Here is a 16,880-nt window from a genome sequence, read left to right as displayed (position 1 = left end):
TTCATGGACACGATGATCGAACTGCCGGCGCTTCGCCGGTCGGCGGAGCTTGCGCCGAACACTGTCGACAACGACGCACGCACGGTCGAGGTGATCTGGTCGGCGGGCGCGCGTGTCCGGCGGGCGAGGTTCTTCTGCGAGCCCTATGACGAGGAGCTGAGCCTCGACCCTGCCCATGTGCGGCTAGAACGGCTGAACGCGGGTGCGCCCTTCCTGAAGGTTCATGAGATCGACACGCTCGACGCCGTCATCGGCTCGGTCGTGCCGGGTTCGGCGCGGATCGAGAACGGGCGCGGCATCGCCCTGGTGCGGATCAGCGAGCGTGCCGATGTCGAGCCGATCTGGCGCGACATCCAGGCCGGGCACATCCGGGCGGTCTCCATCGGTTATCAGGTCCACCGGTTCGACATCTCCAAGCCCGATGGCGGTCGCGAGCTCTGGCGGGCGGTTGACTGGACTCCGTTCGAGATCTCGGCCGTGCCGGTCGGCGCCGATCCTGCCGCGGGCTTCCGCGCCAAGGGCGAACACCACGATTGCGTCCTCCATCGCCGGGACGCGCCCACTGAGCAAGGAGCATCCCCGATGACGGAGAAGACCCAGACTCCGGCCCCGACTGAAGAGGTCGTGGCCGACCCGACAAGCGAAACGGCAGCGACCGAGGAGACCACCATGACCGACGAAAAGACCGGCGCGGCCGAGGCGCAGGCCCATGCCACCGACACGCGCAGCCAGCCCGGGCCCTCGAACCAAAGGTCCGCGCCAGCGAAACCGGAAGCGCCCGACACCGAGGCTGTCGCGACCCACGCCCGCGAGGCGGAGCGCGACCGCGTCTCGACCATCTACGATCTGGCGGGCCGTTTGAACCTCGAGCGCAGCTTCGCCGAGGATCTGGTGAAGCGCGGTGTCGGTGTCGACGAAGCTCGCCGCCTGATCCTCGATCAGGTCGTCGCGAAGTCGGACGAAACCCGGACCTTCGGCCAGGTGTCGGTCCCGCTCGGCGGGCGCGACGAGCGCATCACCCGCCGCGACGCGGTGGCGAACGCGCTGCTGCACCGCTACAGCCCGACGCTCTTCCCACTGGAGGACGCAGCGCGTCAGTATCGCGGCATGACGCTCTTGGAACTCGCCCGCGAAAGCCTCGGCAATGTCGGAGTCAATACCCGCGGCCTGTCGCGCGACGAGGTTGCGACCCGCGCCCTGCATTCGACCTCGGACTTCCCCGAGATCCTCGCCGCCGTCACCAACAAGACCCTGCGGCAGGCCTACGAGGCCTATCCCCGGACCTTCTCGCTCTTCTGCCGCCAGGTGCTGGCGACCGACTTCAAGGCGATGCACCGGGTGCAGCTCGGTGAAGCGCCGCAACTGCTGGAAGTCGGCGAGAGCGGCGAGTTCAAGCGCGGGACGCTGGGCGAGAGCAAAGAGAGCTACAAGGTCAAGACCTATGGCCGGGTGGTCGCGATCACCCGCCAGACGCTGATCAACGACGATCTCGACGCTTTCACGCGCATCCCGGCGATGTACGGCAACTCCATCGCCCAGCTGGAAAGCGATGTCGTCTGGGGGATCATTACCGCGAACCCGGCGATGGCCGATGGCACGGCGCTGTTCCACGCCAACCACAAGAACCTCGCAGGCACCGGTGCGGCGCTGGATGTGAGCAGCGTCGGTGCAGCTCGCGCGGCGATGGCCAAGCAGACTGGCCTCGACAAGAAGACGGTGCTGAACATCCGCCCCGCCTTCCTGATCGTGCCCGCAGCGCTGGAACTGAAGGCCGAGCAACTGGTCGCCCAGAACCTCGTGCCCGCCCAGAGCGGGAACGTCGTGCCGCAGTCGATCCGCACGCTGGCACCGATCAGCGAGCCCCGGCTCGATGCCGCCAGCGAAACCGCCTGGTATCTGGCGGCGAGCCCGAACCAGATCGACACCATCGAATACGCCTATCTCGAGGGTCAGCAGGGCGCCTACATCGAGACGCGCAACGGCTTCGATGTCGACGGTGTCGAGATCAAGTGCCGCCTCGACTTCGGCGCCAAGGCCATCGACTGGCGTGGCCTCTACAAGAACCCGGGCGCGTAACGCGCGCGCCATCCCGAACCCTGACATCCGGGCGGTCCTGACGGGCCGCCCTTCGCATTTCCGAAAGGACCCTCGCGATGAAAAACTACGTCCAGCCCGGCAACACCATCACCCTGACCGCGCCCTATGCCGTCGCCTCTGGCGATGGCCTGCTCGTCGGCTCCATCTTCGGCATCGCCGCGGGAGCGGCCGCCCTCGGCGAGCCCGTCGAGACCGCGCTCGTCGGCATCTTCGACATCACAAAGGTCGGCTCCCAGGCTTGGACCGTCGGCGCCAAGGTCTATTGGGACGACACCAACAAGCGCTGCACCACGGTCGCGACCGACAACACCCTCATCGGCGTGGCTGTCGAGGCGGTGGCGAGCGGCGCCGACGACACCATCGGCCGGGTACGGCTGAACGCGAGCTTCTGATGAGCGCCTTCGCCGCCGCCGTCGGTGCGCTCTTTGCCGATCCGAACATCGGTCGGGATGCTGTCTACATCGTTGACGGCGGCGTGCCCGTTCCGGTGCGCATCGTCGCCCGACGGGCCGATACGATTACCGACTTCGGTGATGCGCGGCTCTGGTCGGAAACGACGCGGGTCGACCTGCGCGTGACGGAAGTAGCCGAGCCCCGGCCTGGCGATCGCATCGAGATTGGTGGCGATACCTTCCTCATTCAGGGTGAACCCGTCCGCGACCGCGAGCGGCTCGTCTGGACAGTGGACCTGAGGCCCGCATGAGGTTCGGCGTCAACATCGTCGGCGATATCGTCCGCCTGATGGAAGCAGAGGTGAAGGCCGGGGAGAAGGCCGTCACCACGGCGATGCGCGACGCCGGGACCGGCCTCAAGACCGCCTGGCGCGCGCAGATCACCGGCGCGGGTCTCGGAGCACGGCTTGCCCGCACCATCCGGTCGGAGCAGTTCCCGAAAGGCAGGACCAGCCTCAATGCGGCGGCACTGGTCTGGTCGAAGGCGCCGGTGATCGTCGGCGCGCACGACACCGGCCCGCTGATCCGCTCGAAGAACGGGTTCTGGCTGGCGATCCCGACGCCTGCGGCGGGCAAGTCCCTGCGCGGCGGGCGGATCACTCCCGATGAATGGGAACGTCGCACCGGCTTGCGCCTGCGCTTCGTCTATCGCCGGATGGGTCCGAGCCTGCTGGTCGCCGAGGGGCGACTGAACAAGAAGGGCCGTGCCGTGGCATCACGGTCGAAGACCGGCCGGGGGCTGACCACCGTTCCGATCTTCCTGCTGGTCCCGCAGGTGAGACTGCCGAAGCGGCTGGACCTCGAGCGGGATGCGGAGCGGGTGCGTGATGCGGTGCCGGGGCTGATCGTGGCAAACTGGGTGGAGCCCGGCTCCTGACAGCAGGAGGTCGACATTCAGGGACTATTGGCATATATTGCCAACATCCTTGATGGAGACCGTGGATGGCCACCCGAAACGTCGTTCTAACCGAAACCCAATCCGCTCTGGTCGACCGCCTGGTCGCCTCCGGGCGCTATCAGAATGCCTCGGAAGCCCTGCGGGCCGGCCTGCGGCTGCTCGAACGCGAGGAAGCCGAGCTTGGCGCGTTGCGCGACCGGCTGACGACCGGGCTGGAACAGGCCCGGCGCGGTGATCTGGCCGAGGGGAGCGGTGAAGATGCGATCCGGCGCGCCTTTGCCTCGGCGCGCCAATCGTCCTGATGCCGAAGCCATGGCGCCTGACGCGGCAGGCTGAAACCTCACTCGTCGACATCGCGAACTGGACCCTCAGGACCTTCGGCCCTCGACAGGCAGCGGCCTATGAGGAGGACCTGATCGCCCGCTGCACGGAGATCGCGGCCGGTACGGCCATGTCGCAGGACTGCCGCCGGATCATCGACCCGGAGCTGCCCGAGGATCTGCGCTTCGCGCGCTGCGGCCAGCATTTCGTCATCTTCGTCGAGGACGCCGAGCAGGTGATCATCGTCGATTTCCTGCATGCTCGCTCGGACCTGCCGCGACGGCTGGCCGCCCTCACGGATCCGAAACCCGACAGGGATCACTGAAGCCGGGCCGGTCCCGGAAACCGGGATCGCCATGCCCACCACCCGCGAAACCGTCCTCGCCGCGCTGCACGCGCGGCTTTCGGCGTTGCCCGCCACCGCCCTCCGCGGCGAGGTGCTGCCCGAACGTGTGCCGGCAGCCGGGCTGCTGATCCTGCGCGACGGCGAACCTGGCGAGCCCGAGGTGACGCTGTCACCCCTGCGCTATCACTACCAGCACCGTGCAGAGATCGAAGCCGTGGTGCAGGGCGCGAGCCGGGACACGGGTTTCGACACGCTCTGCGCCAGCATCGGCGCGGCGCTCGCCGCGGACCGTACGCTCGGCGGTCTCTGCGACTGGGTCGAGGCAGAGGCCCCGCAGCCCGTCGATCTGCCGGTGGACGGCGCGGCCAACCTGAAGGCGGCCGTCATTCCGGTGGTGCTGCATTATTCCACGGCCGACCCGCTCGGCTGAACCCCTTCGACAAGGAGACCGACATGGCACGCGCCCAAGGGGCGCGGGCGCGGATGGCGCTCGCGTTCGAGACGACCTATGGCACGCCGCCCGGCAGCGGCTATACGAGGATGCCCTTTGCCAGCGCCACGCTCGGGGCGGAACAGCCGCTCCTGAACTCGGAGCTTCTGGGCTACGGCCGCGATCCTCTCGCGCCCATCAAGGACGCGGTAACCGCCGATGGCGATGTGGTGGTGCCGATCGACGCCGAGGCGTTCGGCTTCTGGCTGAAGGCGGCCTTCGGCGCGCCGACCACCACCGGAAGCTCGCCCGGTCCATATACCCATACGTTCCAGTCCGGCAGCTGGACGCTGCCCAGCATGGCGATCGAAACCGCCATGCCCGAGGTGCCGCGCTACGCCATGTATTCCGGCGTGGTGCTGGACCAGCTCAGCTGGCAGATGCAGCGTTCGGGCCTGCTCACCGCCACCGCGCGGCTGGTGGCGCAGGGCGAGACGGTGGCCACGACCAGTGGCGCGGGAACACCGACGGAGCTCGACCTGATCCGCTTCGGGCATTTCAACGGCTCGATCAAGCGTAACGGCACGGCGCTCGGCAACGTGATCTCGACCGAGATCACCTATGCCAATAACCTCGACCGGATCGAGACCATCCGCGCCGACGGCATGATCGACGGCGCCGATCCCTCGATCGCCGCGCTCACCGGCCGCACCGAGGTCCGCTTCGCCGACAGTACGCTCGTCAGCCAGGCGATCAGCGGCGCCCCTTGCGAACTGGAATTCGCCTACGGCCTGACCTCAGGCCAGAGCTTCACCTTCACCGTCCACGCCGTCTATCTGCCCCGCCCGCGCATCGAGATTTCCGGACCGCAGGGCGTGCAGGCCAGCTTCGACTGGCAGGCCGCCCGCGACGCCGCGCTGGGACGGATGTGCACCGCCGTTCTCGTCAACGACATCGAAAGCTACTGACCATGATCCGTCTCGACCTTTCCAGCGGGCCGAAATGGCTCGATCTGGGCCCCGGCCTGCGCCTGCACGTCCTGCCCGTCACAACCGCGATCATGGTCGCCGCGCGCAACGACCCAGTTGTCGAGGCGCTGCCCGAAGGGGCGAGCAAAGAGGAGCAGGCGCTGGTCATGGCGAAGGCGGTCGCCCGCCGCGTGGTCACCGGCTGGGAGGGTGTCGGCGATGCCGACGGCAATCCCGTTCCCGTCACCCCGGAAGGGATCGACGCCCTGCTGGACATCTGGCCGGTATTCGAGGCGTTCCAGACCCGCTGCCTCACGCCGCATCTGATGCTGGACGCGGAAAAAAAACGCCTCCGCACCCTCGCCGAATGGCACTTCGGCGGGGGCGACCGCTACTGCGAAGCCTGCCAAGGCCCGTGCCCGGACTGCCCGGGCCGCGCGAACCGGCCGCTGACGCCGGAGGGCTGGCAGGTCTGGGATCTGGCGCAGCGCCTGACCGGGCAGCTTCGCATCGCAACCGGCATGGGCGGCGCCACGGTGCTCGGCTGGGACATGGGGGCGGCACTCACTATCGCGCGGGCGCTCGGGGTCGATCCGCTGATCGCTGCCGAATGCCTGCCCGACATCGAGGCCGTGATGGTCCGCAAGCTCAACGAACAGATGGCGTCCGGTGCCCGGTCGGCGCCGGGGCCGGAGCGATGAGCCCGGCCCACAAGCCTCGTCCCGCGCGTCAGGAACAATGAGCCATGGCCCAGAAACGCGTCTCCGTCCGCCTCGTCGCCGAGGGCGGTCGGCAGGTGAAGGCCGAGTTCCAGGGCGTGGGCGACGCGGGCGAGAGCAACTTCAGGCGGATCGAGCGGCAGGCCGATGTCACCGGCGCGGTGGTGCGCCGGGTCGTGGGCATTCTTGGTGCGGCGATCAGCACCCGCCAGCTCGTCGCCTATGCCGATACCTGGACCGACCTGCGCTCGCGGGTCGATCTGGCCACCGGCTCGCAGGAAGCGGGCGCAGCCGTCATGGACCGGCTCGCTGCCATGGCGCGCCGGACCTATTCGAGCCTCGGGCAGACCACCGAATCCTGGCTCGCCAACGCCACGGCGCTGCGCGAACTGGGGCTGACGACGGCGGAAAGCCTCGATTTCACCGAGGCGCTAAACAACGCCATGGTGGTTTCGGGCGCGCGGGCCGAACGCGCCGCTTCGGTGCAGAACGCACTCTCGAAGGCCATGGCCCTCGGCACCCTGAGCGGCGACAACCTCAATACCGTGATCCAGAGCGGCGGGCGGCTCGCGGAACTGCTGGCGTCCGAGCTTGGCACCACCGTCTCGGGCCTGCGCACCCTCGGTCAGCAGGGGGCGATTACCGGCGATGTCATCCGCACGGCTCTGATCGGCAATCTCGAGCTGCTGCGCGAGGAAGCCGACAGCATGCCGGCCACCATCGGCGATGCCTTCACCCTGATCGGCAACGCCGCCCTGCAACTGGTCGGGACCTGGGATCAGATGGCGGGCGCTACCTCGACGGTGGCCGAAGGGCTGATCCTTCTTGCCGACAACCTCGAGAGGCTCGCGGCCATCGGCATCGCCTTCGCCGGCTTCATGGCCGGACGCTGGGTCGCGGCGTTCGTTGCTGCCCGTGTCGCGACCTTCAGCCTGTCGGGTGCGCTGACGCTGCTGCGCGGCGCGATCATCCGCACCGGGATCGGCGCGCTGATCGTCGGTGCGGGCGAGCTGATCTACTGGTTCGGGCAGCTCGTGAAGGGCGCGGGCGGCTTCGGTTCGGCGCTCGAGTTGATGGGCAATGTTGCGCGCGCCGTCTGGGACGGGATCAAGGCCACGCTCGGCTCTTTCGTGGACGACTTCCGCGCCCTGCGCGCCGATATCGAGGCGATCTGGCTGCGGCTGATGGCCTTCCTGTCGAACAAATGGGCAGATTTCCTTGGCACCATCGGACCGACATTCAATGCGGTCGCCGAGACGATCGGTGCCGACGCGCGGATCGACTGGTTCGGGGCGCAGTCTTATGCCTCGATGCTCGATCACGCCGCCAGCAATGCCGGCGCGATGGCCGACCGCTACCGCCGGCGCGCGGCCGAGACCAGGGCCGGAGCCTTCGATGGTGTGGGCGCGGCTATGCAGGCGCTGCGCGATGCACTGAGCGGCGGGGACGCCGAGAACCCGCTGGACGAGGCCGCCACATCGGCGGACCGGGTGACGGCGGCTCTGAACGATGCCACGACCGCTGCCGGTCGTGCCGGAGCCGCCGGGCGCAGTGCCGGCGAGCAGACGAAGGCTGGGGCCGAGGCTGCCGCGACCGGATGGGCGGCAGTGAGCCAGACCCTGGCCGACTATGCCACGAAGGCGCGCGAGATCGGCGGCGACATCGGCAACGCCCTGGTCGGAGCGTTCCGCAGCGCCGAGAACGCGATCGGCGAGTTCGTGAAGACCGGCAAGCTGAAGTTCGGCGACCTGGTCACCTCGCTGATCGCCGATCTGGCGAAGCTCGCTGCGCGGCGTTTCATCCTCGGCCCGCTGGCAGGCGTGCTTTCCGGTGTTTTGGGCAATCTCGGCGGCGGGATCTTCGCCAACATCCTGCACGCCGGCGGCATGGTCGGTTCTGCGGGACCGGGCCGCATCGTGCCCGCGCACGCCTTCGCCAATGCCCCGCGCATGCATTCCGGGGGCTGGGCGGGGCTCAGGCCCGACGAAGTGCCTGCGATCCTGCAACGTGGCGAGCGGGTGCTCTCGCGGCGAGAGGCAGCAGGTTACGGCCCCACCGCCGCGCAGACCGTCAATGTCACGATCAATGCCCGCGATGCCGAGAGCTTCCGGCAGTCCCGCACGCAGATCGCGGCCGATATCGCCCGCGCGGTCTCGCTCGGCCGAAGGGGCATGTGAGGACTCGTCATGGCTTTCCAAGAGGTCCGGTTCCCGGACGACATCAGCCGTGGTGCGCGCGGCGGACCGGAGCGACGCACCCAGATCGTGGAGCTGGCCTCAGGCGACGAGGAACGCAATGCCAGCTGGGCGAACAGCCGGCGGCGGTATGATGTCGCCTATGGTATCCGCCGAGCCGATGATCTGGCAGCGGTCGTCGCCTTCTTCGAGGCGCGAAACGGCCGCCTTCACGGCTTCCGCTTCAAGGACTGGGCCGACTTCAAGTCCTGCCTGCCATCGCAGGTGCCGGGCGCAACCGATCAGGTGATCGGCACCGGCGACGGCACGACGACGCAGTTCCAGCTGGTGAAGCGCTACTCCTCCGGCGCGCAGTCCTGGACGCGCAGCATTGCCAAGCCGGTCGCGGGCAGCGTGCGCGTTGCACTCGCGGGCGTCGAACAGATGTCGGGCTGGTCGGTCGATACCACGACCGGCCTCATCACCTTCGGCTCCGCACCCGGTGCAGGCGTCGCCGTCACGGCGGGCTTCGCGTTCGACGTGCCCGTCCGCTTCGACACCGATGCGCTCGACGTCACCCTCGATCTCGAACGCCTCGGCTCGATCACTTCCATCCCGCTGCTGGAGATCCGCAGATGAACGACGAGACCGGGTTCCTCGCCGCGGTGCTGAAGGAGCTCGCAACATCGACGGCGGTGATCCTGGCCGCCTGGGGCGCGCTCGGCGGGGCGACCAACGCGCTGACCACGAGGATGCGCCTGCGCGATGCGCTGCGGCACATCCTGCTCGGCGGGTTGATCGCGGCAGGGATGGGCAGCCTTTCCATGGCGCTCGTCACCAGCTGGCTTGGCTTGCCGCCAGAAGCGATCCCAGCCGGGGGCGCAGCAGGTTCGGCGGCCTATCTCGTCGGCGTCTTTGGCCCCGCCTTCATCGAACTCGTCCTCGCCCGGCTACGTGGGGCGAAGAAAGGCGACGGCGATGAATGAGCTTCTCCGCCTCGCGCGCTTCATTCGCTGCGACCCCATCGCCCCGCGTCAGGCTTTCGCCCACCGCCTGCGCATCGGCATCGCCGTTGCAGCTCTCATTCTGACCCTATCGCTTCTGGGGTGATCCCATGCACACGACCGAACGGGGCCTGCTGGCCCTCGTCCGGCACGAAGGCATCGTGCCCGGACCCTATCTCGATGTGAAACAGGTCTGGACTTTCGGTATCGGCCACACCGCCGCAGCCGGGTCTCCCGATCCGGCTCGGATGCCTCGTGGCATGCCCGCCGATCTTGATGCCGGTATCCGGGAAGCGTTCAGGGTATTCCGGACTGATCTGGCGGCCTATGAGGCGGCGGTGCGACGTGCCGTGACCATGCCGCTCGAGCCGCACGAATTCGATGCGCTGGTCAGCTTCCACTACAACACCGGCGGCATCGCGAGAGCCGCGCTGACGCGGCACCTGAACGCGGGCAACCGCGTGGCGGCGGCCGAGGCCTTCACGGGCTGGCTCAAACCCGTCGCGATCCGCCCCCGGCGCGAGGCCGAGCGCGACCTCTTCCGCCATGGCCGTTACCCCACCGGGACCATCCCGGTCTGGGCGGTCGACCGCAATGGCCGGGTCGATTTCTCGCGACCCATCCGACGGCTGACCGAGGACGAGGCACTGGCGCTGCTGCGCCCGGAGGCGGCTCCGAGTCCGACGGCTGTTCCCCTCACGCCGGTCCCGGCCGTGCCAGCGGTGCCCACGCTGCTGTCTCGCCTCACTGCATTCCTCGCCACTCTGATCAGAGGACGTCCATGAACTGGAACCTTGCCCGCGGCCTCGTCTATCTGGCCTGCCTTGCCGCTTCCGGCCTCGCCATGGCCGGGCTGGCGGATTTCGACCTCGCCACCGGCACCCTCGATATCCGGCCCTTCAATCTCTATGCCCTGACCGGTGCGACTGGTGGCGTGGTGTCTTCGCTTCTGGCATCCGTGGCGCTCCTGCGCGGCTGGGGGCGGAAGTGAAGTCTCTCTCGCCCGCGTTTCAGGCCCATCTCGACGAAGGCACGACGACGCTTGCCTGGTGCTGGCGGATCGTGCGCGCGGATGGCGCAACCTTTGGCTTCACCGACCACGACCGGACGCTCAGCTTCGACAACACCGATTTCGAGCCTGAGAGCGGGCTGACGGCATCGGAGGTCCGTTCGGGATCCGATCTCTCCGTCGACGCGCAGGATGCCGAGGGCGTGCTGACCTCCGACCGGATCACCGAGACCGACATTCTCGACGGCCGCTGGGACAATGCCGAAGTCGAGGTGTGGCGGGTGAACTGGAACGATCCGGCGCAGCGCGTGCTGATGCGTCGCGGCGCCATCGGCCAGATCCGGCGCGGACGGCTGGCCTTCGTGGCGGAGGTCCGTTCGCTCGCGCATGTCCTTGGACAGACGGTCGGCCGGACGTTCCAGGCCACTTGCGACGCTGCGCTCGGCGATGCCCGCTGCAGTGTCGATCTGGACGCATCGGCCTTCAGGGGAACGGGCTCCGTCATCGACCTCCTGCGTGACCGGACGTTCACGGCTTCCGGCCTCGGCGGCTTTGCCGCGGGCTGGTTCACCTTCGGCACGGTCGAATGGACCAGCGGCGCCAATGCCGGGCGGCGGGCAGAGATCGTCGCGCATGACCTGACCGACGGCGTCGCCGTGCTGACGCTGCTCGAAGCGCCGGTGCGGTCCATCACCGGGGGTGACGGTTTCGTCGTTCGCGCGGGCTGCGACAAGCGCATTGAGACCTGTGGCACGAAGTTCGCCAATGTCGCCAACTTCCGGGGCTTCCCGCATATCCCCGGCCAGGATGCCGTTCTCCGTTACGCGACGAAGGACGGCGGGCACGACGGGAGCGTGCTGTGAGAGCCGCCGATCCGAACGCAGTGATCGCGGCGGCGCGGTCCTGGCTCGGCACGCCCTATCACGACCAGGCCAGCCTGCGCCGCGTGGGCTGCGACTGCCTCGGGCTCGCCCGTGGCGTCTGGCGCGAGGTGGTCGGCCCCGAGCCGTTCCCGATCCCGCCCTACAGCCGCGACTGGGGCGAAACCGGCCCGCGCGAGGTGCTGGCCGAAGGCGTACGGCGCATGATGATCGAAGTGGACCCTGCGGCGGCCGCAGCCGGCGCGCTGGTCCTCTTCCGCATGAAGCCCCGCGCCATCGCCAAGCATGCCGGGATCATCACCGACCCCGGCAGCTTCATCCACGCCTATGAGCGGCTCGGCGTCATCGAGGAGCCGCTCTCCTCCGTCTGGCGGCGGCGCATCGCCTTCGCTTTCCTGTTTCCCCGTCCGTCCGCCTCCGTACGCAAGCAGGCGCGGCGCAAAAGGAAGTCCTGACAGTGGCCACTCTCGTGCTCGGCGTCGCCGGCGCCGCCATCGGCGGTTCCATCGGCGGTGCGATCCTCGGTGTCAGCGCCGCGACCATCGGCGGCTTCATCGGCTCCAGCATCGGTTCGGTCGTCGACAGCTGGATCATTTCGTCGCTCGCGCCCACCCAGCGTATCGAGGGCGCGCGTCTCGACACGCTGCGCATCACCTCCTCGACGGAGGGCGCCGTCATCCCGCGCCTCTATGGCCGCATGCGCATGGGCGGCAACATCATCTGGGCGACCGATTTCCGCGAGGAGACCAGGACCACCACGCAAGGCGGCGGCAAGGGTGGCGGCGGCGGCAAGGTCAGGACCACGGAATATCTCTACTATGCGAGCTTCGCGGTCGCGCTCTGCGACGGGCCGATCACCGGCATCGGCCGCATCTGGGCCGACGGCAAGCCGATGGACCTCTCCGGGGTCACCTGGCGCTGGTATCCGGGCGACGAGGTGCAGACTGCCGATCCCTTCATCGCGGCGAAGATGGGCGCTTTGAGCACGCCCGCCTATCGCGGCACGGCCTATGTCGTCTTCGAGGAACTGCCGCTCTCCAGCTACGGCAACCGCCTGCCGCAGCTTTCCTTCGAGGTGTTCCGGCCGCTCGCCGATCCCGACACGGCCGAAGGACTGACCCGCGCCGTCACCATAATCCCGGCCTCGGGTGAGTTCACCTATGCCACGCAGGCCATCTGCAAATCCGCAGGCGGTGCGACACAACCCGAAAACCTGAACGCGCTGCCGGATGCCACCGACATCGTGGTGGCGCTCGACCGGCTGCAGGCCATGGTCCCGGCGGTCGAGAGCGTGAGCCTCGTCGTCGCCTGGTTCGGCGACGATCTGCGCGCGGGATCCTGCAAGGTGCGGCCCGGCGTCGAAGTGTCCGCCAAGTCGACCACGCCTCTGTCCTGGTCGGTCAACGGCGTCAGCCGCGCCAATGCCTTCCTCGTCAGCCGCGACGATCAGGATCGCCCGGTCTATGGCGGCACGCCGTCCGACTTCGCCGTCGTGCAGGCCATCCGGGAGATGAAGGCGCGCGGGCTGCGCGTCACCTTCTATCCGTTCATTCTCATGGACGTGCCGCCCGGCAACGCGCTGCCGAACCCGTATTCCGACAATGCTGCGGAGACGGGGCAGCCCACATTCCCCTGGCGGGGGCGAATCACCTGTTCCCCCGCGGCGGGCTTTTCTGGAACCGTGGACAAGACGGCCGCCGCCGCCGCTCAGGTCAACGCCTTCTTCGGCAACGCGCAGCCGTCGCATTTCGTCGTATCGGGCACGAATGTTTCGTGGAACGGTCCGGCCGGCGAGTGGGGCTTCCGCCGCATGATCCTGCATTACGCGCATCTTTGTGCAGCGGCAGGCGGGGTCGATGCCTTCCTGATCGGCTCGGAAATGCCGGGGCTCACCACCATCCGCTCAGGCGTATCCACCTATCCGGCCGTGCAGGCCTATCGGGATCTGGCAGCTGATGTCCGGTCCATTCTGGGCACTGGAACGAAGATCGGCTACGCTGCCGACTGGTCGGAATATTTCGGGCACCAGCCGAGCGATGGCAGCGGCGACGTGTTCTTCCACCTCGATCCGCTCTGGGCCGATCCGGAGATCGATTTTGTCGGGATCGACAACTACATGCCGCTGTCGGACTGGCGGGACGGGTTCGACCATCTCGACGCCGCCGATAGCTGGCCCGCGATCTACGATCGGGCGTATCTGCAGGCGAACATCGCGGGTGGCGAAGGCTTCGACTGGTTCTACGCCAGCGCCGCCGATCGGTCGGCTCAGGTGCGAACGCCGATCACCGATGGTGCAGCGGGAAAGCCGTGGGTCTTCCGCTACAAGGATCTGCGCGCCTGGTGGTCGAACCAGCATTACAACCGCCCGGGCGGGGTGGAGAGCGCGACGCCGACGGCATGGGTCCCGCAGTCGAAGCCGATCCGGTTCACCGAACTCGGCTGCCCCGCCATCGATCGTGGCACCAACCAGCCCAACGTCTTCTTCGATCCGAAGTCCTCCGAGAGCTTCACGCCACATTTCTCGCGGGGCTGGCGCGACGATGCGATCCAGCGCGCCTACCTCGAGGCGAGCTATCTCTGGTGGGGCGAGGCTGCGAACAATCCGGTGTCCCCAGTCTATGGCGGCCGGATGGTTCATATCCCTGAATGCGCTGCCTGGACCTGGGATGCACGGCCCTATCCGTTCTTCCCGGAACTGACCGGCATCTGGACCGACGGTCCGAACTGGCGGCTCGGCCACTGGCTGACCGGACGCCTTGGCGCGGTCTCGCTGGCCGCCCTCGTGCGGCACCTCTGCCTGCGGGCAGGCATGCCCGAGGATCGGATTGATGTCTCCGGGCTCTGGGGCGCGGTCGAGGGATATGTCATCGGCGCACTGGAAAGCCCACGCGCCTCCATCACCACGCTGTCGCGGCATTTTGGTTTCGACGCCGTGGAGACCGAAGGGATCATTCGTTTCGTGATGCGTGGCCGGGCGTCGGTCTTGACCATCGACCCCGATCACCTCGTAGCTACCCGCGAGGGTGACGTGCTGGAACTGACCCGCAGCCAGGAAACCGAGCTACCGCAGGCGCTGAAGTGGCAGGTCGCCCGCGCCGACGAGGACTACGACGCGGCCCTCGTGGAGGCGCGGCGCATCACCGTGGACACGACGCGGATCGCCTCCGAGAGTTTCCCGATGGCGGTTCCGCCGGAAGAGGCGGAACGGCGTTGCCGTCGTGCCCTGCTCGAGGCCTGGACCGGGCGCGAAAGCGCAGCCTTCCGCCTTCCACCCTCGCGGCTGGCTCTCGATCCCGCCGACGTGATCCGGCTCGCCCATGACGGGCGGGAGATCGAGTTCCGTCTCGTCTCCGTCGCAGATGCCGAGGCGCGCAGAGTGGAGGCGATCCGCCAGGACCGCGCGACCTACGATCTGCCGCCGGGCGATCCGCGTGCCGCCTCGCTGACGCGCCCGGTCGTATTCGGCGCGCCCGACGCGATATTGATGGACCTGCCGCAACTGAGTGAGGATCAGCCTGCTCATCGCCCCTTCGTCGCAGCCCATGCCGTTCCATGGCCCGGCGAGATGGCGGTGTTCCGCAGCGGCTCGTCCGATGGCTTCGAGCTGCTGACCACCTTCGGCGGTCGGGCACGGATCGGCGTCCTGGTTTCGGATTTCTGGCCGGGACCGACCTCACGCTTCGATCTCGGCAACGTGCTGGTGGTAGACCTGCTTTCGGGCACGCTGGAGAGCGTCACGGATCTGGCGCTGTTCGGCGGCGCCAATGCTCTCGCCGTCGAGAGCACACCAGGCATCTGGGAAGTCGTGCAGGCGGGGGCGGCCGAACTAATCGCACCGGGGCGCTATCGTCTGACCCGGCTCCTGCGCGGGCAGCGCGGAACGGAAGGCGCCATGGGCAATCCGGCGCCCGGTGGCGCGCGGGTGGTGGTGGTGGACGAGAGCCTCGCATCGCTGCCGATCGCCGAAGCCGATCTCGGGCTTCCCTGGAACTGGCGCATCGGCCCTGCAAGCCGTCCGGTCAGCGACGAAACCTATATTGCCACGAGCTTCACGCCCGAGGGCGTGGGACTCCGGCCGTTCTCGGTCGCCCATGTCGAGCAGCCATGGCGCAGGCCCCGATCGCCGGGCGATCTGACGATCCGCTGGGCACGACGATCCCGCGCGCTCGCGGCCGACAACTGGGGCACCGGCGAGGTGCCAGTCGCCGAGGAGGTCGAAGCCTACGAAGTCGAGATCCTCGACGGCCCGGCGGTCAAGCGGGTGCTGAGTACGGCCACGACCAGCGTGGTCTACACCGCCGCCGATCAGTCCGCCGACTGGGGCGCTCTGCTCGGCCCCGGCAACAGCCTCGATATCCGCATCTTCCAGCTCTCCGCTCTGATCGGGCGGGGCGCGCCCAAGACTGTCACCCTCAGCTTCTGAGAACTCCAATGTCCGATGCCACAACCCATCTGCTGCTGCCCTACATTCTCGCGGCGCAGGCCCAGAAGCATGTCACCCACAACGAGGCGCTGCGGCTGCTCGACGGGCTCGTCCAGCTCTCGGTCCGCGATCGGGATCTGACCGCCCCGCCCGGCAGCCCCGCTGATGGTGACCGCTACATCGTGGCGTCGGGCGCCACGGGGGCGTGGGCGAGCTGGGATCTGAACGTCGCGCTCTGGACCGACGGTGCCTGGCTTCGCCTTCCGCCACGGACCGGCTGGCGGGCATGGGTCGAGGACGAGGGCCTGCTGCTGGTCTATGATGGCTCCGTCTGGATCGGCGCGACACCCGGCGAGTTGCAGAACATGGCGCTGCTCGGCATCGGCACGACCGCCGATGCGGCCAATCCGTTCTCAGCCAAGCTCAATGCCGCGCTCTGGACGGCGAAGACCGCGGCCGAGGGTGGCACCGGCGATCTGTTCTACACCATGAACAAGGAGGCTGCGGGCCGCGATCTCGGGCTTACCCTCCAGACCGCCTATGTCACCAAGGCGTTGATGGGCCTCTTCGGTTCGGACAGGTTCCGGCTCGCAGTCTCGGCCGACGGCAGCACCTTCTTCAATGGGCTGATCGTCGACAACGCCACCGGCATCGTCGACCAGCCTAGGCTGCCGCGCTTCAAGGGCTATACCAACTACGACAACTATGTCGGCATCGACACCTGGACGAAGATCGGAATCAACAATACCGACTACAACGACCAGGGCGCGTTCGATGCCGGCAACAACCGCTTTGTGGCACCCGTGGCCGGCACCTACCTCTTCGGCGCGACACTGCTCTACAAGGTCAATGCCAGCACCACGGCGCGCATGCGCGGGCGGCTGGTGCTGAACGGCTCGACCGAGATCCGAGGATCGTTCGGCGAGATATCCGGCGCGCACGCCTCCGAGGCGACGGCGCTGTGGCTGCAGACCATGGCGCCGCTTGAGCAAGGCGACACCGTCGAGCTACAGGGCGCATTCCGAATGGCGGATGGGTATTTCGCTGCCGATCACACGTCCTTCTGGGGCGTGAAGGTGGGGTGAGCGGCGGTAGGAGATGTCGAAGACGCCCCCCGATCCGACCAGGGGTTCGCCTTAGCCGAGACCCGATCCGTCA

General features: G+C 68.0%; 19 protein-coding genes. All 19 read left to right on the top strand.

Annotated elements, in window-relative coordinates; all coding sequences use genetic code 11:
* Positions 1-3 precede the first annotated feature (3 nt).
* The gene (locus tag ASC46_RS17905) at positions 4-2,076 is read left to right on the top strand and encodes a prohead protease/major capsid protein fusion protein (protein ID WP_055460671.1); all 2,073 of its coding nucleotides are present in this window, start codon (positions 4-6) and stop codon (positions 2,074-2,076) included.
* A 77-nt stretch (positions 2,077-2,153) separates the two neighbouring features.
* Entirely contained in the window at positions 2,154-2,489 is a 336-nt protein-coding gene (locus ASC46_RS17900) for a DUF2190 family protein (RefSeq protein ID WP_055460670.1), read from the top strand.
* The gene (locus ASC46_RS17895) at positions 2,489-2,800 is read left to right on the top strand and encodes a head-tail joining protein (RefSeq protein ID WP_055460669.1); all 312 of its coding nucleotides are present in this window, start codon (positions 2,489-2,491) and stop codon (positions 2,798-2,800) included. Before ASC46_RS17900 ends, ASC46_RS17895 begins: the two co-directional genes overlap by 1 nt.
* Positions 2,797-3,426, top strand: a complete 630-nt coding sequence (locus ASC46_RS17890) for a DUF6441 family protein (RefSeq protein WP_055460668.1) — start codon at positions 2,797-2,799, stop codon at positions 3,424-3,426. The genes ASC46_RS17895 and ASC46_RS17890 overlap by 4 nt, the downstream gene beginning before the upstream one ends.
* 65 nt (positions 3,427-3,491) lie before the next feature.
* A complete protein-coding gene (locus tag ASC46_RS17885) occupies positions 3,492-3,749 on the top strand; it encodes a type II toxin-antitoxin system ParD family antitoxin (RefSeq protein ID WP_055460667.1) in 258 nt (85 codons plus the stop codon).
* Positions 3,749-4,093, top strand: a complete 345-nt coding sequence (locus tag ASC46_RS17880; RefSeq protein WP_072249571.1) for a type II toxin-antitoxin system RelE/ParE family toxin — start codon at positions 3,749-3,751, stop codon at positions 4,091-4,093. The genes ASC46_RS17885 and ASC46_RS17880 overlap by 1 nt, the downstream gene beginning before the upstream one ends.
* 31 nt (positions 4,094-4,124) lie before the next feature.
* The gene (locus ASC46_RS17875; protein ID WP_055460666.1) at positions 4,125-4,544 is read left to right on the top strand and encodes a hypothetical protein; all 420 of its coding nucleotides are present in this window, start codon (positions 4,125-4,127) and stop codon (positions 4,542-4,544) included.
* A gap of 23 nt (positions 4,545-4,567) precedes the next feature.
* A complete protein-coding gene (locus tag ASC46_RS17870; protein WP_055460665.1) occupies positions 4,568-5,512 on the top strand; it encodes a phage tail tube protein in 945 nt (314 codons plus the stop codon).
* A 2-nt stretch (positions 5,513-5,514) separates the two neighbouring features.
* Positions 5,515-6,213, top strand: coding sequence for a DUF7697 family protein (locus tag ASC46_RS21750; RefSeq protein WP_245280613.1), 699 nt, complete (start codon positions 5,515-5,517; stop codon positions 6,211-6,213).
* 44 nt (positions 6,214-6,257) lie between these two features.
* Entirely contained in the window at positions 6,258-8,408 is a 2,151-nt protein-coding gene (locus ASC46_RS17855) for a tape measure protein (RefSeq protein ID WP_055460663.1), read from the top strand.
* 9 nt (positions 8,409-8,417) lie between these two features.
* On the top strand, positions 8,418-9,044 hold the full coding sequence (locus tag ASC46_RS17850) for a DUF2460 domain-containing protein (RefSeq protein WP_055460662.1): 627 nt from the start codon (positions 8,418-8,420) through the stop codon (positions 9,042-9,044).
* Positions 9,041-9,391: a hypothetical protein gene (locus ASC46_RS17845; RefSeq protein ID WP_055456529.1), complete on the top strand. Its 351-nt coding sequence runs from the start codon at positions 9,041-9,043 to the stop codon at positions 9,389-9,391. Before ASC46_RS17850 ends, ASC46_RS17845 begins: the two co-directional genes overlap by 4 nt.
* Complete coding sequence (locus ASC46_RS21885; RefSeq protein ID WP_280949171.1) at positions 9,384-9,515, top strand: hypothetical protein; 132 nt, start codon at positions 9,384-9,386, stop codon at positions 9,513-9,515. The genes ASC46_RS17845 and ASC46_RS21885 overlap by 8 nt, the downstream gene beginning before the upstream one ends.
* A 4-nt stretch (positions 9,516-9,519) precedes the next feature.
* On the top strand, positions 9,520-10,194 hold the full coding sequence (locus ASC46_RS17840; RefSeq protein ID WP_055460661.1) for a lysozyme: 675 nt from the start codon (positions 9,520-9,522) through the stop codon (positions 10,192-10,194).
* Complete coding sequence (locus ASC46_RS17835; protein ID WP_055456531.1) at positions 10,191-10,400, top strand: hypothetical protein; 210 nt, start codon at positions 10,191-10,193, stop codon at positions 10,398-10,400. The genes ASC46_RS17840 and ASC46_RS17835 overlap by 4 nt, the downstream gene beginning before the upstream one ends.
* Positions 10,397-11,281 (top strand): DUF2163 domain-containing protein, encoded by an 885-nt coding sequence (locus tag ASC46_RS17830; RefSeq protein ID WP_055460660.1) that lies wholly within the window; start codon positions 10,397-10,399, stop codon positions 11,279-11,281. Before ASC46_RS17835 ends, ASC46_RS17830 begins: the two co-directional genes overlap by 4 nt.
* The gene (locus ASC46_RS17825) at positions 11,278-11,754 is read left to right on the top strand and encodes an NlpC/P60 family protein (RefSeq protein ID WP_055460659.1); all 477 of its coding nucleotides are present in this window, start codon (positions 11,278-11,280) and stop codon (positions 11,752-11,754) included. Before ASC46_RS17830 ends, ASC46_RS17825 begins: the two co-directional genes overlap by 4 nt.
* Positions 11,755-11,756: 2 nt before the next feature.
* A complete protein-coding gene (locus ASC46_RS17820; RefSeq protein ID WP_055460658.1) occupies positions 11,757-15,722 on the top strand; it encodes a baseplate multidomain protein megatron in 3,966 nt (1,321 codons plus the stop codon).
* Between the two features lie 8 nt (positions 15,723-15,730).
* Positions 15,731-16,807 (top strand): DUF2793 domain-containing protein, encoded by a 1,077-nt coding sequence (locus ASC46_RS17815; protein WP_055460657.1) that lies wholly within the window; start codon positions 15,731-15,733, stop codon positions 16,805-16,807.
* Positions 16,808-16,880: the final 73 nt, after the last annotated feature.

The organism is Chelatococcus sambhunathii, assembly GCF_001418005.1.
GTDB lineage: Bacteria > Pseudomonadota > Alphaproteobacteria > Rhizobiales > Beijerinckiaceae > Chelatococcus_A > Chelatococcus_A sambhunathii.
The sequence above is the reverse complement of the archived record's forward strand: the minus strand, read 5'-3'. Positions and strand labels throughout refer to the sequence as shown.